The 19,354-nt window shown below is 62.4% G+C and carries 19 protein-coding genes and 2 pseudogenes; 13 read left to right on the top strand and 8 right to left on the bottom strand.

The annotated features are described in order from the left end of the window. Window positions 1–37 precede the first annotated feature (37 nt). Window positions 38–640 carry a cadmium resistance transporter gene (locus BH682_RS35545; protein ID WP_030538076.1) on the top strand — a complete coding sequence of 201 codons (603 nt, stop codon included), beginning with the start codon at window positions 38–40 and terminating at the stop codon, window positions 638–640. A gap of 362 nt (window positions 641–1,002) precedes the next feature. Here BH682_RS35545 and BH682_RS35540 read toward each other — a convergent pair whose 3' ends face one another. From BH682_RS35540 to BH682_RS35515, 6 genes are all read right to left on the bottom strand, one after another. Then, window positions 1,003–2,370: an MBL fold metallo-hydrolase gene (locus BH682_RS35540; protein WP_003944677.1), complete on the bottom strand. Its 1,368-nt coding sequence runs from the start codon at window positions 2,368–2,370 to the stop codon at window positions 1,003–1,005. A 53-nt stretch (window positions 2,371–2,423) separates the two neighbouring features. Then, complete coding sequence (locus BH682_RS35535) at window positions 2,424–2,693, bottom strand: metal-sensitive transcriptional regulator (protein WP_003944639.1); 270 nt, start codon at window positions 2,691–2,693, stop codon at window positions 2,424–2,426. Window positions 2,694–2,771: 78 nt separating this feature from the next. Continuing rightward, the gene (locus BH682_RS35530) at window positions 2,772–3,545 is read right to left on the bottom strand and encodes a sulfite exporter TauE/SafE family protein (protein WP_190287674.1); all 774 of its coding nucleotides are present in this window, start codon (window positions 3,543–3,545) and stop codon (window positions 2,772–2,774) included. After that, window positions 3,545–3,961 carry a DUF302 domain-containing protein gene (locus tag BH682_RS35525; protein WP_011133463.1) on the bottom strand — a complete coding sequence of 139 codons (417 nt, stop codon included), beginning with the start codon at window positions 3,959–3,961 and terminating at the stop codon, window positions 3,545–3,547. Before BH682_RS35525 ends, BH682_RS35530 begins: the two co-directional genes overlap by 1 nt. Before the next feature lie 44 nt (window positions 3,962–4,005). Further along, window positions 4,006–4,257, bottom strand: a complete 252-nt coding sequence (locus BH682_RS35520) for a YgaP-like transmembrane domain (protein ID WP_003944652.1) — start codon at window positions 4,255–4,257, stop codon at window positions 4,006–4,008. Between the two features lie 26 nt (window positions 4,258–4,283). Next, window positions 4,284–6,440, bottom strand: a complete 2,157-nt coding sequence (locus BH682_RS35515) for an MMPL family transporter (protein WP_030538075.1) — start codon at window positions 6,438–6,440, stop codon at window positions 4,284–4,286. 544 nt (window positions 6,441–6,984) lie between these two features. Here BH682_RS35515 and BH682_RS37020 point away from each other — a divergent pair. The 3 genes and pseudogenes from BH682_RS37020 to BH682_RS35505 all read left to right on the top strand — a co-directional run. Continuing rightward, window positions 6,985–7,371 (top strand): annotated as a pseudogene (locus BH682_RS37020) (HAD-IC family P-type ATPase); the annotation flags it as partial. A gap of 56 nt (window positions 7,372–7,427) precedes the next feature. Then, complete coding sequence (locus BH682_RS37015) at window positions 7,428–7,853, top strand: DUF3703 domain-containing protein (protein WP_087503898.1); 426 nt, start codon at window positions 7,428–7,430, stop codon at window positions 7,851–7,853. Continuing rightward, a complete protein-coding gene (locus BH682_RS35505; RefSeq protein WP_003944633.1) occupies window positions 7,840–8,178 on the top strand; it encodes a hypothetical protein in 339 nt (112 codons plus the stop codon). The genes BH682_RS37015 and BH682_RS35505 overlap by 14 nt, the downstream gene beginning before the upstream one ends. Before the next feature lie 364 nt (window positions 8,179–8,542). Here BH682_RS35505 and BH682_RS35500 read toward each other — a convergent pair whose 3' ends face one another. Then, the gene (locus BH682_RS35500; RefSeq protein ID WP_019747393.1) at window positions 8,543–8,908 is read right to left on the bottom strand and encodes a DUF4229 domain-containing protein; all 366 of its coding nucleotides are present in this window, start codon (window positions 8,906–8,908) and stop codon (window positions 8,543–8,545) included. A gap of 128 nt (window positions 8,909–9,036) precedes the next feature. Here BH682_RS35500 and BH682_RS35495 point away from each other — a divergent pair, with 128 nt between their 5' ends. The 8 genes and pseudogenes from BH682_RS35495 to BH682_RS37260 all read left to right on the top strand — a co-directional run bounded on the left by BH682_RS35495 (window position 9,037) and on the right by BH682_RS37260 (window position 17,364). Further along, a complete protein-coding gene (locus BH682_RS35495; protein ID WP_030538068.1) occupies window positions 9,037–9,663 on the top strand; it encodes a TlpA family protein disulfide reductase in 627 nt (208 codons plus the stop codon). A 115-nt stretch (window positions 9,664–9,778) separates the two neighbouring features. Continuing rightward, window positions 9,779–11,318 (top strand): annotated as a pseudogene (gene istA / locus BH682_RS35490) (IS21-like element IS1415 family transposase). Further along, complete coding sequence (gene istB / locus BH682_RS35485) at window positions 11,318–12,109, top strand: IS21-like element IS1415 family helper ATPase IstB (protein ID WP_003944771.1); 792 nt, start codon at window positions 11,318–11,320, stop codon at window positions 12,107–12,109. The pseudogene istA and the gene istB overlap by 1 nt, the downstream one beginning before the upstream one ends. Window positions 12,110–12,255: 146 nt before the next feature. Then, window positions 12,256–12,900 (top strand): TlpA disulfide reductase family protein, encoded by a 645-nt coding sequence (locus tag BH682_RS35480; protein WP_011133459.1) that lies wholly within the window; start codon window positions 12,256–12,258, stop codon window positions 12,898–12,900. Beyond that, on the top strand, window positions 12,897–13,703 hold the full coding sequence (locus BH682_RS35475) for a cytochrome c biogenesis CcdA family protein (RefSeq protein ID WP_011133458.1): 807 nt from the start codon (window positions 12,897–12,899) through the stop codon (window positions 13,701–13,703). Before BH682_RS35480 ends, BH682_RS35475 begins: the two co-directional genes overlap by 4 nt. A gap of 47 nt (window positions 13,704–13,750) precedes the next feature. Beyond that, entirely contained in the window at window positions 13,751–15,331 is a 1,581-nt protein-coding gene (resB, locus tag BH682_RS35470) for a cytochrome c biogenesis protein ResB (protein ID WP_155277976.1), read from the top strand. Between the two features lie 89 nt (window positions 15,332–15,420). Continuing rightward, window positions 15,421–16,929, top strand: a complete 1,509-nt coding sequence (lnt, locus tag BH682_RS35465; protein WP_231917504.1) for an apolipoprotein N-acyltransferase — start codon at window positions 15,421–15,423, stop codon at window positions 16,927–16,929. A gap of 6 nt (window positions 16,930–16,935) precedes the next feature. Continuing rightward, window positions 16,936–17,364, top strand: coding sequence for a PASTA domain-containing protein (locus BH682_RS37260; RefSeq protein WP_080712824.1), 429 nt, complete (start codon window positions 16,936–16,938; stop codon window positions 17,362–17,364). A 294-nt stretch (window positions 17,365–17,658) separates the two neighbouring features. Here the strand turns inward: BH682_RS37260 and BH682_RS35455 are convergent, their stop codons facing one another. After that, window positions 17,659–17,985 (bottom strand): metal-sensitive transcriptional regulator, encoded by a 327-nt coding sequence (locus BH682_RS35455; RefSeq protein ID WP_051720984.1) that lies wholly within the window; start codon window positions 17,983–17,985, stop codon window positions 17,659–17,661. Window positions 17,986–18,506: 521 nt separating this feature from the next. On the opposite strand from BH682_RS35455, the gene BH682_RS35450 reads away from it, so the two are divergent. Beyond that, window positions 18,507–19,349: a F510_1955 family glycosylhydrolase gene (locus BH682_RS35450; protein ID WP_030537778.1), complete on the top strand. Its 843-nt coding sequence runs from the start codon at window positions 18,507–18,509 to the stop codon at window positions 19,347–19,349. The last annotated feature ends 5 nt before the right edge of the window (window positions 19,350–19,354 follow it).

Here is a 19,354-nt window from a genome sequence, read left to right as displayed (position 1 = left end):
AGATCAGGCCGCGCCGCGGCAGCCGCCGGATGCGAGGATGATCGGCACCATCGCCGCGGCGGTAGCGATGTTCGCCGGCACCAACATCGACGACATCGTCGTACTGACCGTCCTGTTCGTCGCCTCCGCCAGTCAAGGACGGCCGCGGGCATGGCAGATCGTTGCCGGCCAGTACCTCGGCCTGATCACCCTCGTCGCGATCAGTGTGGTCGCCGCCCTCGGGTTGGTGATCGTGCCCGAGGACTGGGTTGGACTACTCGGATTACTTCCCCTGTCGCTAGGAATCTGGGGACTGATCCAGGGCTTACGCAGCGACGGAGACGGTGAACCCGTAGTGGTCGCGGCCGGGACGATCAGCGTCGCCGCCATCACCATCGCCAACGGCGCCGACAACATCGCCGTCTACACCCCGGTCTTCCGCACTCTCGGTGCGCCCCAGACCATCGTTACCATCGCCGTGTTCCTGATCTGTGTCGGACTCTGGTGCGCCGCCGGCAGAATGCTCGGCACCCACAAGAAGGTCATCGACATCCTCGAGCGCGTCGAGCACTGGCTCGTGCCCACAGTCTTCATCGGGCTGGGCGTCATCATCCTGCTCGAATCCGGTGTGATCGGCCGCCTGATCGCCGCCGCGGCATGACCGACACTGCTGGCACGGTGGCACCTTGATCCGTCCCGGCTCCTCGCGGTCGCCGGGGCACGCGGATGTCTGCGACTCCGCGCACCGCATCCCGGCCGGAACCGTGCATGGCGCGTCACAACGGTCCGGCCACCGAAGCAAAGGCGAGCGGAAGATCCAGTGCGAATTGGCAGAACGACAAACTCGGACGGCGCCCGAATGATCGTTGGACCAGCGGTGGCCGCCTTCTCGGACGTCGGCACGGGCAGGGGTTGGGCTTCCTGCCCTCTGTCGGAATTATCCGATGGCCGTTTGCTGAAATCGGGGAGATCAGCCCCGTGAACCACTCGCATCGTGCGGCTTGCGCAGCGGCGGCGCATTCGTCAGGCGGGCGATGTGTGGAGGCCGAGCTGCACGGCATGCTCGTAGTCATCGTCGATGAGGACCACTGTGCGGTGTTCGCGGTCGAGAAGTGAAGCGGCGATCGATGCGCGGTAACCGGATGCGCAGTGCACCCACACTTCGGCCGCGGAAACTTCCTCGAGTCGGTGTGGTAGCTCGTGGAGGGGGATGTTCACGGCACCAGGAAGGTGGCTGTCCGCGTACTCGGACTGTTGACGCGCATCGAGGACGCTTATCTCACGTTCGCCGGTGGCCGCCGCGAGTCCGGCGAAGTCGGATACATCGTAGGAGCGGACCTTTCCGTCGCCGACGAGCGAGTGAATCTCACCGACGGCGGATCCGGAGGGACTGTCGATGCCGATCCGAGCCAGCTCGCGGGTCGCCTCGGCGATCTGGTCGGTTGTTTCACCGATCAGCGTCAACGGCACGCCCCACTGATAAAGCCATCCGAGATAGGTGACGAAGCTGGTCGACAGTTCGAACCCGAGAGAGCCATCGACGTGGCCGGCGGCGAAAGCGGTGCGTGCTCGTAGGTCAACGACCCATTGCCCGGCGTCGATGCGGCGACGTAGTTCGTCTGGATCGACGGGCTCGGGCATGGACAGGTCGATCGGGGCCGGCCCTTTGGTGTTGATGACGCCCATATGGGCGTAGTACGCGGGATATGCAGACAGGCCCGCGATCAGCTCGTCGACATAGGTGTGTTCGTCCTGAGTCAGTGCGGGGTTGGACTGCTGCTGTTCACCGATGGTGGATGAGTCCCCGCTGGTCGGAGTTGCGGCACAGAAGCTACCGAACCCATGTGTGGGGTAGACCTCCACCTCAGCGGCCAGTTCGGCCGCGATACGGCGGACCGAATGGTACTGCGCGTGGGTCAGTTCATCAGTGTGCTCGGAGCCGAGCAGGTCAGTGCGCCCGGTGGACCCGTAGAGCATGGAGCCGCCGGTGAAGATTGCGATCGGCTCGCCGCGCCGGTGCAGAACGTAACTGACGTGGTGATGAGTATGCCCTGGGGTGTGCATGACCTCGAACGTCGTCGATCCCGCGTCGACGACATCGCCGTCGACGACTGCTCGGCGCTCGTATTCGACCGGATCGCCGTCCGGGACGACGTATTCGGCACCCGTGGCGCGCGCAAGTTCCAGGCCGCCAGTGACGTAGTCGTTGTGGATGTGAGTTTCCAGCACGTGGGTGATGACAGCGTTCTTTTCTGCTGCCAGCGCCCGGACGCGGTCGATGTCGCGTTGTGGATCGATCACCACGGCGATACCGTCGTGGCTGATCAGATAGCTGCGGTCGCCGAGGCTGGAAGTTTCAATGATGGCGATGTCCGGGTCGGTCGTGCTCATGGGGAGCTCCTACATGTTGTCGGTCGGCCTCGTTCCTGATGTGAAGCGGGCGTTCAGGCCAGCGCCAGGAAGAGCTTTTCCAGTTCTGCTTCGGTCATGGGTTCTTTGTTGTCTGCCGCTTCGCCTGTCATGCACTCTCGGAGACCGGTAGCGACGATCTTGAAGCCAGCTTTGTCGAGGGCCCTGGAAACAGCGGCGAGCTGGGTGACAACGTCTTTGCAATCGCGTCCGTTCTCGATCATGCCGATCACTCCCGAGAGTTGGCCGTGTGCGCGGCGGAGGCGGTTGAGGACCAATGCGATGCTGTCTTCGTCGCCGATCATGGGGTCTCCTTCAGATGCATGATGATGCCAGAAATTGCCAGATTACCCCCGGGGGCATCCAACGGGGTGCACGGTAGATCATCCGAGAACGAGAGTGTCGATGAGGACGTAACCTGCCACGACAAACACCAGGTAGGCGAACCACTGCCGAAGTGAGTCCGTGGCGATGCGTGTACCGAATCGTCCGGCCACCAACGAACCCGCAATGGCTGAACCTGCGAACGCTGCCGTCAAGGGCCAGTTTCCACCTAGGCCGTCGGCCTGAGCGATGAGTCCGGCGGCGGAGTTGGCGACGATGACCACCAAAGAGGTTCCGACGGCGACACTCATCTCGATTCCCAGCAGCAGAACCAATGCGGGGATGATCAAGAAGCCCCCGCCGACGCCGAACAGTCCGGTAAGGACACCGACGCCGAATCCGGTCGGTATGGACCGAGGTGCGCATCGGCGCCAGTTGATCCCGGAATTGCTCGTCCTGCAGGCGGTTCCGGGATTGTCGGGGCTGCGCAGCATGCGTGCCCCCGCGAGGATCATGACGATCCCAAAGCCGATCATCACGGCAGTTTCAGGTAGATGCTTGCCAAGGGCAGTGCCGGCCAGGGTGCCGAGGACTCCGGTGGCGGCGAAGATTGCCGCGAGTCGCCATTCGATGAGCCGCGCCCGCACCTTGGAGATGACCCCGACCGCGGAGGCGACACCGATCACCAACAGCGAAGTCGGTATCGCCTCCGGCAGGGGGAACCCGAGAGCGTACACGAGGATCGGGACAGCGAGGATCGATCCACCGCCTCCGAGGAGACCGAGCAGGATTCCGACGGTGAGGCCGAGCGCCAGCGCCAGGGTCAACGTCATCAACTGCGCACTGCATCCCGACTGCCGAGCGTGTCCAGGGCGGCTTGGAGTTTGGTGGTGGCCTCGGCCGCGACATCTGACAGTGCTGGTTCGCCCGTCACTTGGACCATGAGGTCCGGGTTCATCGCCTCGACGATGACCGATCCGGCGGTGGTGTCGGCACGGACGACGACGTTGCAGGGCAGTAGCAGGCCGATCTCACGCACGATTCCTACGGCGCGGTGTGCAAGCGTGGGATTGCACGCGCCTAGGATCAGATACTTCTCCATGTCTGTGCCAAGTTTGGCTTTCAGGGTGGCCTGCATGTCAATTTCGGTCAGCACACCGAAGCCTTGCTCGGACAGTGCTGCTTTGGTGGCGGTGACCGCCGTCTCGAAGTCGGTGTCGGTCAAGGTGGTCGAGAGTGCGATGGTCATGGTGGAGAATTCCTTCCGTTCGTCGAACTGCGGCAATTGTGTGCCTATCCGCTTCGGGGGTGGCGAAGACTTGGTACGCCCGCTCTGGTGAGAAGCGCACTTGCCGGGCACCAGCCGACCGCGGCGTAGAGGGCGAGGTTCGCGGCGGCGAAGGCGCTGAGCAGCCTCCACCGTGGTGCGTGGAGTTCGCCGAGGGTCAGGCCCGTCGCGGTGACGCCGGCGGCCAGTGCGGGGACGATACGTTCGATCGGCCACCCGGCAGACGTGCTCGAATGCGTGATGTTCGGATCGGTCATGATTCCTCCGTGAGGTGTTGTAATGGTCAGTGCGAGAAGCGGATCGACGGCAACATTCTGCGCAGCCAGCCCGGTGCCCACCATGCAGCGTGACCGCTCAGCCGGAGCAGGACCGGGAGCAGGATCAGCCTGATCAGGAAGGCGTCGAGCAACACCGCGACGCCGAGGATGATGCCCATTTCCTTGGGTGGGAGCGGATCGGAGAGCGCGAAGGTGAAGAACACGGCGACCATGACCGCCGCAGCGGCGAAGATGACGCGTCCGGAGTGCGCGAGGCCGTCGACCTGAGCAGCCTTCGGGTCCCCGGTCTTCTCGTAGTGTTCTTTCGCGGTGGCGAGCAGGAACACGGTGTAGTCCATGGCGATGGCAAAGATCATCGCGAAGAAGAACACCGGCCCCCAGCCGTCGAGGAAACCTTGAGGGGTGAAGCCGAGCAGCGACGATCCGTGTCCGTCTTGGAAGATCAGCTTCGCAACCCCGAACGCTGCGGCGGTCGACAGCAAACTGACGGCGGTGCCGAGGATCGCGATCAGTGGTGCCTGCAGAGCGACGAGCAGCAGGATGAAGCCGAGGGCGAGGATGATCCCGATAACCAACGGTAGGTAGTCGTTCAGGGCTTGCTGCAGGTCGAGGTTCTCCGCTGGCGCGCCGCCGACGAGCGCGGACTCCGGTAGTTGTGCGCGTAGGTCACCGAGGATCGTGCCCATGGCCTCTGCGGAAGGGTCCACGGCAGGAAACGCTTGCAGCAGTGTGTAGTTCGAATCGTCTGTTGATGGTGTGGGCGGGGTGACCATCGAGATCCCGTCGACGCTGCTCGCTGCCGCGGCGGTAGCAGCCGCATCGGAAGACGGGACAACTATCTGCAGCGCGCCGGGTGCCCCGTCACCGAACTGGGCCTGAACCAACTCGTAACCTTGCCGAACGGGCGCATCGTCGGGAACGACAGCGATGGACGGCATTGCCACCTTCAGTCCCAGGACAGGTAAGGCCAGGGCGACGAGGATGCCGACGGAGACCAGCGCGAACGGCCATGGGTACTTGTGAAGCAATTCGCCCCACGCAGCGAACTTCGGGGATCGGTGCTGTTGGCGTTTCGCGTAAGGCAGGGATGCTGCGTTGACCTTGGGGCCGAGTGCGCCCAGCGTGGCCGGAAGAAGTGTCATGGTGGCGATCAGAACGAACGTGACGGCCAGCATGATGCCTACGGCCATGGTGCGCACGGCCGGTGCGGGAACGAGCAGCACTGCCGAGAGGCTGACCAGGACGGTAAGTCCGGACAGGAGCACCGCTTTGCCTGCGGTGTCCATGGTTTCGGCAACGGCTGCTCGTGGATCGGCCGTACGGAGGGCGTCGCGGAAGCGGGCGACGATGAACAAGGCGTAGTCGATGCCGAGAGCGAGGGCGAACATCATCGCGAAATTCATCGCCCATACCGAGATCGGTGTGACCTCGTTGAGCAGCACCAAACCGCCGGCGGAGGCGACGAGTCCGGCCACTGTGAGCAACAGCGGCAGCCCGGCAGCGACGAGGGAGCCGAATGCGAGCACCATGATCGCCAAAGTGACTGGCCAAGAGAATAGTTCAGCCTGAATCATCGCATCGTGGTTGGCTTTGTTGAAGTCGGACCACAACGCGGAGGATCCGGTGGGATAGACCTCGATACCGTCGCCGGAGAGTGCGGTCAGCTCGTCTTTGACATCGTCGACGGCTTTGACCATGTCGTCCGCGTTTGCGTTGGCGCCGGCGATGAGGATGCCGGTGTGGCCGTCGGGGCTGATGGTCATACCAGGCTGTGGGGCGATGACGGCACCGAACCGGGTGTCACCGTCGAACACAGCTGTGACGTCGATGAGTCTCTGCTGCACGGTGGGATCGTCGATCGACGCGGTGTCCGAATGGACCACCACCTGAACCGCGGCCGAGGAGTTCCCGCCGAAATGCTGTTGCGCGAGTTCACGGACCTGGACCGATTCGGATCCGTTGGCTTGCCACCCAGCACCCGCCAGTGACGAAAAAACCGACGGCGCTGCAGATCCGAGCGCGACAAGCGCGATCAGCCAGACACCGAACACCCATCGGCGGCGTGCGACCATCGCGCTTCCCAGGCGTCCGAGTATGCCGGGTGTAGATACGCGATCACGATCGTCACGACCGGTGGCCGTCACGGTGTCGGGCACAGACATAACTTCTCCTAAAATACGGGCTGGGGTATTCAAATGAGCGAGCTAGACCTCGGTAAACCTGACCCAATTGGAAGGTTAGGCCCTTGCACTCGCGACCGGGATTGGCGGCGAAACAGCGATCGCGAGGCGCTGGCGCCGATCGATAGGACCAACGGTCTCAGCAGAGCAGGTGCACTGCCGAGGCCGTGAAACATCCTTCGTGACGTCGTCGACATGTCGATCGCAACCTGCCCACGCGATCTTGTCGCATATCGGGCACGGGACGGGGTAACACATAGACAGTCCTTTCTGACGAGCGTCTACCCACTGTTGCATATACCCAGGGGGGTATGCAAGTACCCCTGGGGGTATACGCTCGGGTAGGCCGTTCGCTCCTCTCGGGCGCCCACCCGAGGGGGTGGGCCGTCCGGGTCGTCGAGTGCCCAGGCGAGGTACCGCTTTCTGGGTAGCCGACGCACACGTCGGCGCATCCGTCGAGACGACTCAGTCCGGGTGCGGCGGCCACGCCATCGGTGAGAGGTCTCGGGAACTCGTGGCGTGGATCGAGCGCGCCGGAACCGTCATCGGGGCAGTCGCCGTACGAGACGAGCTCCGACCGGAAGCACATGAGGTGATCGCCGGGCTACGACGCGGCGGGTACACCGTCGCGATGCTCACCGGCGACAACGAACGCACCGCCCAGGCGCTGGCCGCCGACGTCGGGATCGACGACGTGCACGCCGACCTGCGCCCGGAGGACAAGGCACGGATCGTGGAAACCTTGCGTGCGAACCGCCCGACGGCAATGGTCGGGGACGGTGTCAACGACGCCCCCGCCCTGGCCACCGCCGACTTGGGCATTGCCATGGGCGCGATGGGTTCCGACGTGGCCATCGAGACCGCCGATGTTGCTCTGATGGGCGAAGACCTGCAGCACCTGCCGCCGGCTCTGCATCCGATGAACCGAATGCTCGCACAATTGCGCAGTGTCTACACGAAGCGCATCGCTTGCACGACCGACACAGCGCCGTCGCGTTTCGGCCCGCAAAGAGGACCGCAGCCGGCCGCACCAGCGATGACACCCAGCGTTGGCATCACCTCGAACGCACACATGTCCTCTCCCAGCCCTGTCCATGGCCACACAAACCACCTCGCCATGCTCCCCTGGCCTTACATCAGCGTGACTGCCGCGAAGCCGTCGGGCAGGTTCTTCGCATCATCGTCGTCGCCGCCCCGGGATCCGCACTGGGCCGCTATCCGGAGGGCAACACCGAACGAACTCGTGCCGGTCTTATGACACCGATGCCGATACCTGACGATCTTGCCGAGAAAATGCAGACCTACCAGTCCTGGGTTTCGTTTACCGCGAGCTGTCCTGCACTGCCGCATACTCGAAACCACACGCCGACGGAGGAACACCATGATGCACCTTGAAATTTTGCAAGTCCCGGACTGCCCGAACGTGCAGCTCCTCGAACAACGGATCGAGCACGTTCTCGCGGAGGAGTCCATCGATTGGGAACTGCGCCACGTAATCGTCGACGATCCTCGATCCGCAAGGCTTGCGGGCATGACCGGATCGCCGACGTTGCTCGTCGACGGCCGCGATCCGTTTGCCGAACCGGACCAGGTCCCCAACGTGTCATGCAGGCTCTATCGAGATTCCACGGGCGAGGTCGGTGGCGCTCCTACCGTTGCTGCACTGAGGGGTGCGTTCGGTATGGCTGCGCCCACAGCTGATGTAGAGGGCGATGAGTGAAAGTATCGGCCACCCACCGGTGGTCCCAACAGGGTCGTCTCCAGCAGCAGCCCCGGGGTTCCTCACAAGGGCGAGCTGACTCAACGGTCCTCCGTACTGCGCCTGCTCGAGTCTCGTCCGCCTGATCCCGCAGCTTGTACCGATTCCGAAACTCGAGACCACCACGGATACCGCCGACTCCGCACCTGATCCCGTCACCTGACATCTTCATCCCAATGCCAATCAATGCATGATCGCGCGCCCTCGGCATCACCCAGGAAGGCAGCTTTGAGCGGTCATACGTCCAAAAAAGACAGGTTGTGGCACCGATGCTGGGCATTTTCGTTACTGGAGCTTTCACGCGCACCTAACCGGAGGGAACCCTTCACCGGGTGCGCATTGCACGCCGTTTTTCATCTACGACCATCACTTCTTCATTGATCCGGCGGCGCAATGACCGGAACGCGATCGCAGAGATGGCGAATCCGAGCAGCACCGCCCCGAACAGTGCTAACACACCGGGGATTTCGAGTTCGAGTATGGCGTTGATTCCCATGATGATCACTGCGAGGCCGGCGATCAGGGCGAGTCGAACCGCGGTGTAGTACATCACCAGACGCACGAGCTTTGACCGTGCTACACGGTTGATCCGCGCCACGCGCGTCTGCGGTGCTTGATGGGCACCCAGTGCCGCAATTTCTGGGCTGACTGGTGGATTGATACGGCCCTTCGGAGCGGACTGGCGTTTCACGATGCTCGATTCTCGGGTTCGGATCCCGCCTCTGGTTGGCGGGGGCGACAGAACGAACCATATGTCTACTATGCACAATAGTAGTTCAGTGTTGTCCCGGTTCACCGCACCACGCTTGGAGGAAGTGCATGCAGGCACAGTCTCGGTGGTTCCTGCTCTTCCTGGTTGTGATCGGTCTTCTCGTCGTGGCGATCTGGCCTCGATCAACGTCAACCGAGACCCATTCCTCGACCCGGCCTCAAGTGCCTCCGGCCGCCCAGGCAGATGAAGATCGCGTCGACTCGGGGTTTTCCTCGAAGTCCGCGGCAGCAGCGGTTCCCTGTCCTGTGGCCCCGGCAGTACCGCCCGCTGGAGGAGAACTCCTGGGAATCAAAGCGACGTGTCTTGGCGAGAATACTGTGGTCGACCTCGGTGCAGCGCTGTCCGGGGAGCCGACCCTGATCAACCTCTGGGCCTCGTGGTGCGGGCCGTGCCGATCGGAAATCCCGGTCCTGAATGACTATGCAGGTACTCCGGGCTCCATCCGAGTAGTCGGGATCAACGTCCAGGACGACATGTCCACAGCACTAGCGCTTCTCACCGCTGCAGGCGTGCACTATCCCTCGTTCGCTGCGGTCGACGACATCGGAATTGCGCTATCGGCGCCGCCAGTTCTGCCGCTGAGCTTTCTCGTCCAACAAGACGGGTCCGTCGAACAGATTACAACCCCCATGGTTTTCGAAAACACTGACCAAATATGTCGACGGCCATCGTAAGCTCCCCACTGGCGGCCATTTATGGCGCATTTTGTGGCCATGGTTTCTCCCCGCGTACGGCCAGATAGTTCCCCACCTGCTGTGAGTCAGATTCGGTCCCGGCAACGCTGGGTGGATGAAATCGAGCAGGGAGATCATGGAAATTTTGGAGGCGTACGACCTCACGGGTAGTTATCGGGCGGCGGCGGAGCTGGCTGGGTGTGATCACCACACGGTGGCCCGGTATGTGCAGATGCGCGCTGCGGGGCAGCCGCCGGACCGCCGGCGGCATCGAGCGCGGGCGATCGACGACTTTCTGCCGAAGATCGAGGAGTTGGTGGTCCGCTCGCAGGGCAAGGTCCGCGCGGATGTCATCCACGAACGGATCGTCGCGCTGGGGTTCACCGGCGGTGAGCGGACCACGCGCCGGACGGTCGCGGAGGCGAAGGCCCAGTTTCGGGCTGGTCGGCGGCGAGTGTATCGGCCGTGGGTAACCGAACCTGGGCTGTGGTTACAGTACGACTTCGGTGACGGGCCAACGATTTCCGGCCGGAAGACGACGTTGTTCTGCGCATGGTTGGCGTGGTCGCGATTTCGGGTGGTGATCCCGATCTGGGACAAGACATTGCCGACGGTGGCGGCGTGTTTGGATGCGACATTCCGCCGCTTGGGCGGGGTTCCGGTCTATGTCCTCACCGACAACGAGAAGACCGCGACGATCGATCACGTGGCCGGGATCGCGGTCCGCAATCCGGAGATCGTGGAGGTGGCACGGCATTACGGCACGACGCTGCGGACGTGTTTACCTGCTGATCCGGAGTCGAAGGGAGGAAGTGAGGCGACGGTGCGGATCGCCAAAGCCGACCTGTTGCCGAAGGAGGTGAACCTGCGCGAGCAGTATCACTCTTTCGGTGAGCTCGAGTCGGCTTGCCGGCAGTTCTGCACCGACGTCAACACCCGCGTCCACAGCTCTACTCGGCGGCGGCCGGTCGAGCGGCTGGCCGAAGAGTTGCAGCGGCTGCATCCGCTGCCGAAATCTCCGTTCACCGCGGTGTTCGGCACTACCCGGCGGGTGAACTGGGAGTCGACGATCTCGGTGGAAGGGGTGCGGTATTCGGTGCCGCACACGTTGATCGACACTCGGGTCTGGGCCCGCTTCCATGGTGAGGAGCTGATCGTGACCGCCGTCGACAATGATGGCGGTGCAGTCGAAGTCGCGCGGCACCGCCGCGGCCAACCCGGTTCACCGGTCCTCGACAACGACCACTACCCACCCCGCCCAGACCGCGACGCCGCCGACCGGGTGCCCAAGCCTCGTACCGCCGCCCAGCTCGCCTTCCTACAGTTGGGCCAGGGTGCCAACAGCTGGCTGGTCGAGGCTGCCGCCGCGGGAGCGCGCCGCATCAGGCGAAGATGGCCGAGGCCGTGGACCTTTCGAAGCTGCACTCCCCGGACGCAGTCGACAGAGCGTTGGGGACGGCGGCGATGACCGGCCGGTTCGCCGATCGGGACCTGATCTCGATCCTCGACTACCAAGTCACCCACGAACACGCTGATCCGGTCCGTCGCAGCGGAACCACACTCTGCAACCGGGCACCGCCGCCTGGTCCACCTTCGGCCAGACACCAGCGCCGGCCAGCCCAGCCACTACTGACGATGAAAGCGATGACGCCTGATGAGCACCCCTTTGCGCACTGTTACCAGCGCTAACGGCGACCCGTTGGCCGAGGCGATCGACCTGACTAAACGCCTGAAACTGCCCCATATCCGCAGGTCCTTGAGCGATATCATCCCGACCGCGAAAGCCCAACGCTGGGACCCCGCCGAAGTCGTGCGGGTTCTCCTCGCTGAGGAAGCCGCCGGCCGGGACCGGGCGAACCTGCACACTCGCCGCAAACGCGCGGGTTTCCCTACCGGCAAGACCTTCGGCGACTGGGACGAAACGAAATCGTCGATTCCCCGCGCCACCCAGGACGCGCTCCGCACCCTGGAGTGGGTCGGGCGGCGTGAATGTTTCTGCGTCTGTGGGCCTTCGGGAACTGGCAAGTCTCACTTCACCGAGGCACTCGGGCAGGCCGCAGTCGAAGCTGGGCTGGCGGTGTCTTGGTTCACCATCGAAGACCTCGGTGCCCTGGTCCGCCGGCACCGTGCCGACGACTCCATCGCCCGAGCCCTGACGAGGATCATCCGCTCCGACCTGATCATCGTCGACGACATCGGTCTGCTCCCGGTCTCTGAAGACGCCGCCGAAGGATTCTATCGCCTCGTCGACGCTGCCTACGAACGCCGAGCGATTGCCGTCTCGAGCAACCTGCACCCCTCCGGCTTCGACGAGATCATGCCCAAAACATTGGCCACCGCCACCGTTGACCGGCTCCTGCACCATGCGCACGTCGTCGTCACCGACGGCGACTCCTTCCGCCTCACCGAAGCCACCACCGGCAAGGGGGTGAAGCCCTTCAGCTAACCCAAATCAGAAAGCGGGTGGGGAAAAACAACTGGCCGCCACCGGGGAGAACCCGTGGCCACCAGCGGGGAGAACTACTGGCCGCCTACGGGGAGAACTTCGTGGCCATTGACACAAATACGCTCCGCTGTAAGTGAGTTGATGAAATGAATGCCCCCGCACTCCCTCGCAAATCGAGACAACGCGTACTCGGAAAACCGACCCGCATCCTCCCACTGGTCGCTATTCTCACTGCGATCGTCGTCGCCGCGAGTGGATGTGCAACCGGCACCGATGCAGTCGCTTCGGGTGCGAATTTCGATTTCGTGTCACCGGGAGGACAAACCGATATCTTGTACGACCCGCCCGAATCGCGAAACATGATCGGTGTATTGGCCGGACCTGACCTCATGGCCGACGGTAGCGATATTTCACTCACTGATTACGCCGGTCAGGTCGTCGTGATCAATCTGTGGGGGCAATGGTGCGCCCCGTGCCGGTCCGAGGCCGACGATCTCGAGCGCGCGTACGAAGCAACCGAAAGTCTCGGTGTTCAGTTTCTCGGGATCAATGTTCGGGATCCTCAACGAGACAAGGCCCAGGACTTCGTCGTCGACAACAGCGTGAGCTACCCCTCGATCTACGACCCGTCGATGAGAACTTTGACAGCGCTCGGCGGAAACTATCCGACAAGCGTGATTCCCTCCACCTTGGTGTTGGATCGCAGACAGCGCGTCGCCGCTGTGTTTCTTCGCGCACTTCTCACCGAGGATCTGCAACCGGTCATCGAGCGTGTGGCGGCCGAGCGGTGAACGAACTCGCCCAAGGTGTCGGGTCCAGCTTCCAGACAGCCGCCGCGAGCGGCCCGTTACTGCTCGCCGTAGCAGCGTGCATTCTGGCCGGTCTGGTGTCGTTCGCATCGCCGTGTGTGGTGCCGCTCGTTCCCGGATATCTGTCGTATCTGGCCGGCATTTCCGGAGCTGATTCTCCAGCGGTGACCCGTGGCGACGAGACCTCGGAACCTGCAGGCAGATGGCGGGTTACCGGCGCGGCAACGATGTTCGTTGCCGGATTCACCGTGGTGTTCGTTCTCGCCACCGCGTCGGTGTTCGGGGTGATCGGCACCCTTCGTATCAACGAAGACCTGCTCCAACGGGTGGGTGGTGTGATCACCATCGTGATGGGGTTGACGTTCATCGGCTTGATTCCTGCCTTGCAGAAAGACGCACGGTTCGCCCCGCGGCGTATCTCATCCCTTGCCGGCGCTCCCTTGTTGGGGGGCGTGTTCGCGTTGGGTTGGACACCGTGTCTCGGCCCCACCCTCGCTGGGGTTATTTCGGTTGCGGCCGGAACTGAAGGCACGACAGCAGCGCGGGGCGTGATACTGATTGTCGCCTACTGTCTGGGATTGGGACTTCCGTTTATCGTGCTGGCGTTCGGGTCGGCGAAGGCGCTCCGCGGCGTCGGGTGGCTCAAACGCCATTCACGGACGATTCAGATCGTCGGCGGAATAATGCTCGTCGCTGTCGGGCTCGCACTGGTCACCGGCGTGTGGGGCATGTTCGTCGGCTGGTTGCGCAACGAATTCGTCAGTTCGGTCGTGTTGCCGATATGACAGATAGCGCCACCGCGGGAGGTCGCATCCGTCGCCTCCCGAGACTGATGATCCGAGAAAGCGTTCGGCTACTGCGCCAGAATTGGCGCAGGTTGACGTCGATGAGTACCGCGCTCGTGCTCCTGTTCCTCTTGGCGCTCGCAGCACTTCCCGGTGCTATGTTGCCTCAGCGAAATCTCAACGTACAGAAAGTTTCCCAGTACATCGCGGCGCAGCCAACCCTCGGCCCGCTATTCGACAAGCTGGAGTTGTTCGACGTCTTTTCCAGCTTCTGGTTCACTGCGATCTATGTCCTGCTGTTTCTCTCTCTCATCGGCTGTCTGGTTCCACGCTTGCAGGCGCATCTCGGCGCGCTTCGGAGCCAACCTGTGCGAGCGCCTCGAAATCTGTCCAGGTTGCCTCACCATTTTCGCGGCGTAGTTGACATCTCGCATGACGAGGCCCTCACCAGAGTGCGGCAGTCGCTCAAGGGCTGGCGGGTAGCGGTCAGGTCCGAAAAGGATTCCGAGGTAGCGGTTTCCGCGGAGAAGGGGTATCTGCGTGAGGCCGGGAATCTGGTGTTCCACTTCTCGCTGATCGGGTTGCTCGTCACCGTCGCGATCGGCAAGTTGGTGGGGTACGAGGGTTCGGTGATCGTCATTGCCGACGGCGGCCCCGGTTTCTGTAATACGTCACCTGCCGTGTACGACTCGTTCCGCGCGGGAAGTGCTACTGACGGCACGGGTCTCGCGCCCTTTTGCATCAAGGTCAACGACTTTTCCGCAGATTATCTCGATACCGGTCAGGCCGAAATGTTCACCTCCAACATTTCGTATCAGAGCGGGCAGGATATCGCGACCAATACCTGGAAAGACTATCGTCTTCGGGTCAACGAACCGCTGCGTACCGACGGTGCCCGTGTTTATCTGACCGGCCATGGGTACGCGCCGCAGTTCACCGTCACTTTTCCCGACGGACAGTCCCGTACCGAGACGATGCAGTTTCAACCGGACGATGCGGTCACGTTCCTGAGCAGTGGGGCGTTGCGGTTCGATCCGCCAGGTGGATCGTTTCCGAATCCGGACGAGCGCCGGAAGAATCAGATCGCCATCGAGGGACTCTTCGCGCCGACCGCTTCCTTCAGCGGGACGCTTCTGACTTCGTCGTTTCCCGATGCGCGTGACCCTGCGGTCGCGATCGACATCTACAAGGGCGATACGGGTCTGGACACCGGCATCCCGCAATCGATCTTCTCGTTGAACAAGGAAATGATCAACCAAGGAAGGCTGGTCAAACAAGATCGTGTGAACCTCCGCCCTGGAGAGACGCGGACTCTCACCGATGGAACACAGGTTCGGTTCGACGGCGCCAAGGAATTCGCCAATCTGCAGGTGTCGTACGACCCTGCGCAACAGTGGGTTCTCGTCTTTGCGATCACGATGATGCTCGGACTTCTGATCTCGCTCGTGATCAGGAGGCGGCGAGTGTGGATCCGCCTACGCCCGGGGACGGGACCGGAGCAGGCTGATCTCGAACTCGGTGGACTCGCGCGGACCGATCATGCCGGCTGGGGCGGCGAATTCGACGATCTCTGTGAGAAATTGTTGACTGACCAGCGCAGTTCTCCTTCTACGAGAGCGGGCCTGTGAGGGTCCTTTCGGTCGACCGTGCGATCACTGCCGACAGTGAATTAGATGCATGCCTGAAGAGTGGTCGCCCCAAACGGCACCACGGTGGGATCGCTTTGCGTCTCGCTCTTTCGGTGGGCGCTGGGTGGCTGCTGTTTCTCAGCTTTCCGCCGCGCACGCTGTGGTTTCTCGCCCCTGTAGCCATCGCCCTGCTGACCGTCGTTCTCCAGGGGCGCAGTCTCCGTGCGGGTTTCGGATTCGGCTATGCCGCGGGACTGGGATTCTTCGTTCCCTTGCTGCCATGGGTCGGAGCGTACGTGGGTGCAACGCCTTGGTTGGCGTTGGCGGCGATTGAAGCGCTCGCGTTCGGAGTGTTCGGCGTACTGGCGGTGGCCGTCGGCCACGCTCCGCTTTCCCCGGTGTGGATTGCGGGTGCATGGGTCACCGCAGAAGCACTTCGTAGCCGAGTTCCGTTCGGCGGTTTCCCGTGGGGGCGTTTGGCCTTCGGGCAGGCAGACGGCCCGCTGCTGCCGTTGGCTTCGATCGCGGGGGCGCCAGGTCTTTCCTTCGTGACTGCACTGATCGGAACACTCATCGCCTGGTCACTGGCTGGGCCCTTGAATGTTCGATGGCAAGCATTGGCGAAAGGTGGCGCTTGCATCGTCCTCATCTTTGTGAGTGCATTGGTGACCGGTTCTCCCGGTGCCGCCCCTGACGAGGTCGTCACTGCGACCGTCGTTCAGGGCAACGTGCCGCGACTCGGCCTCGATTTCAACGCCCAACGCCGAGCGGTGCTCGACAATCATGTTGCCCGCACCGAACAACTCGCAGCTGAGGTCACAGCGGGCCGAGCAGCCCGGCCACGACTTGTCATCTGGCCCGAAAACGCTTCGGATATAGATCCTTTGACGAATCGGGATGCGGCGGATCGACTGGACCGAGCAGCCCGTTCTATCGGCGCCCCGATCCTGGTCGGTACGGTCCTGCAGGGCGAGCCAGGAACATCGATCAACAGTGCCATGGTCTGGGATCCGACGGACGGCCCTGGGCAGCAACACATCAAGCGGCAGCTTGTGCCCTTCGGGGAGTACCTGCCGCTCCGATCGATCGTTAGTGCGGTGTCGTCATATGCCGATTCTGCGGGCAATTTCGTTGCCGGGAACGGGAACGGCGTCGTCGACCTCAACGGAATTCAGGTAGCTGTTGCCACGTGTTACGAGGTGGCCTTCGACGATCTGGTGACCGAGTCCGTCAAGGCAGGAGCCACCGTCATCGCGGTTCCCACCAACAACGCGACCTTCGGCCGGACCGAGATGACCTTTCAGCAGCTGGCCATGTCGCGGGTGCGGGCGGTCGAACACGGCCGCAGTGTGCTGATCGCAGCAACCAGCGGTGTCAGCGCAATCATCACGCCAGCGGGTGTGGTGCGTCAACAGAGCGAGATCTTCACAGCACAAGCATTGACCGACGAGATCGCCGTTCGCTCCGATCTCACGTTGGCAACACGTGTGGGTTCGATTCCGGAACTCGCGTTGTCTGCGATCGTGCTTTCTCTCGCCGCTTCGGCACTCTTCAGAGGCATGTACCGGGTTCGGCGGGGTGAAAGAACGAGAACATGAATTACTATGCATGATAGTAATTCAGTGTCGGTGCCAGTGCACAAGCGAAACGAGTTCACCAATGACGATTTGTACGGCGGCAATGAACCTGCCCGAACGTGGTACAACGCGATGGGACCGATCGCGAGCAACTTCGGACCCATCACGCTACCCCCGCTGGACCAGAAATATGTTCGCGGTTCGGCCGGGGATCAGGTACCCGACGTGGTCGGGATGACCGAGTCCGCCGCAACATCTCTGTTGCAGAACGCCGGGTTCAAAGTGACGGTCTCCCTCACGTCAAGTCCGAGCGCGAGAGGGACAGCAACCGCGACAGCTCCGTCGGGAGCGGCACTTCCGGGCTCCACCATCACCCTGTACATAAGTGACGGATCCTCGACACCGAGCACCACCACGACGAGCCCATCACCGTCAGATACCCCAGGCCCACGATAAGCCCGGGTGCGCCACCATGATGCTTCGGCGATCCCCACCCGGTGGGGACTGCCACCGCACGCGCTCATCATGAACTCGATTCCCGTCGAGGACCTCGGATCCCGGTTGTGGCGAGCAGAAATCGCTCCGGAATACGGAACATGCGGAGTGCTTCCCTATGTGCCGCCCGCTCCCGCATTCAAAAAACATGATTCGATCGTAACTACATTCTAAGTAAATGACTTTCGATAAAACGGCATCGAAATTCCGCCCCACCGACTAGTAGATCGTTTCGGACATCAGATGGGAGGGTCCTCACGAATTCACGAGCCGTCTGATCGCCTCGGCGGCCTCCCTGATCTTGGCGTCGGATTCGGCGCCCCCTCTTGCGGCGGCATCGACGACACAATGACTGAGATGGTCTTCGAGCAATTCCATAGCTACTGCATGCAGCGCTTTTTTCATCGCCGATATTTGGGTAAGGATGTCAATGCAGCACCTTTCTTCTTCAACCATTCGCTGCAGCCCTCGCGACTGACCCTCAATACGCTTGAGGCGTTTGAGGTACAAGTCCTTTGCGCTGATGTATCCGTGGGTCGCATAGTCACGACGGCCTGGACCAACCGGATTAGTTGTGCCCACGAGATTCCCCTGGTCTCGTCGCCCGTAGTGGGCCAGACGCGAAATCACGTCGTCTCCATGGTGGGCGACAATCGATTGGACCTGCCCTGGCTACGGTGTAGTGCAGCAGTGGCACACACGAAGGCACGTTGAGCAGCATCCCGTCTGTATGGGCGCTTCGCCAACTGCAAGATCTCCGGGTAAGTGACCACACGAGAAGAACTCTCAATCATTCCTGCCACCAGGGCTAGGCAGTACCGCTGCACCCGCCCTGTGTTCAAACTTCCTGCCCACCGCCGGTTGCGCCACCAATGACGCGATGCGCCGTCATCCCGTCGACCCGTGCGTGGGACCAGACCAATTGCACCTCCCTGCCGTATCAGATCAGGGGCTTCGACGGCGAGCATTTCCCTTGCACTAGACCATTGCAGGGGGTGAATTCGCAGCCAGCCAACACCCTCATCTACTATGCATCTTAGTAGATAAGGTACCAGTCGCCCGGAAATGTTGCCATCCCTTCGAATACAGGACGAGACACCCAGATGCCCAATAGTCGTCGTGCGCGAACGTCCCCAATCGTGGGGCTCGTCGGCGCCGCTCTCATCGCCGTTTCTCTTGCGGCTTGTTCGACGCAGGGAAACGACGACAAGGCCGGCCAGTCCATCGTCCCGCCCATACCAGGGGTGGAGCTCACACCCGAACTTGACCATCTGCACGGGTTGCATATCAACGCCGATGGCACCATCTTGGCGGGTACGCATCGCGGACTGTTCGCGATCGGAGATTCGGGCGACACAGTGCGAGTGGGTGATTCCGACGACGATTTGATGGGGTTGGCGGGCGTGGCGGGCAGTGACACGCTCTTTTCCTCAGGGCACCCGGGACCGTCCAGTACCGCAGCCAACCCACTTGGCCTACGCACCAGCAACGACGGCGGCCGAACCTGGACGGATAGCTCGCTCGCGGGACAGGTCGACTTTCATTCTCTGGTTACAGATGGCACGACACTCGTCGGCTTCGACGGGGCCAGAGGTGTCACGGTGTCGAAGGATCAGGGAAAGTCGTGGGAATCCGGCGGTGCCCTGGGTGTGGCGTCCCTCGCTCTCACCGAGAGTGGGACATGGGCTGTCACCTCGTCAGGGCTGCAGTACAGCAGCGACGACGGGCGCACCTTCACAAAGTTCGCTGGAGCGCCGTCCATGGTGCTGATCGCGGGCTCCTCGGATGCACTGTGGGGGGTCGATCAAGATGGATTCGCCTGGCGGAGCAGGGAGGGAAAAGGCTGGGAGAAGCGCGCTAATGTCGGAGCAGTCGAAGCGTTGACTGCGGCGAGTTACGACAGCGCGTACGCGGCGACTTCTCAGTCTCTGTATGCCTTGAACTGACCTGA

It is taken from the genome of Rhodococcus sp. YL-1 (assembly GCF_001942025.1).
Taxonomy (GTDB): Bacteria; Actinomycetota; Actinomycetes; order Mycobacteriales; family Mycobacteriaceae; genus Rhodococcus_F; species Rhodococcus_F qingshengii.
The sequence above is the reverse complement of the archived record's forward strand: the minus strand, read 5'-3'. Positions and strand labels throughout refer to the sequence as shown.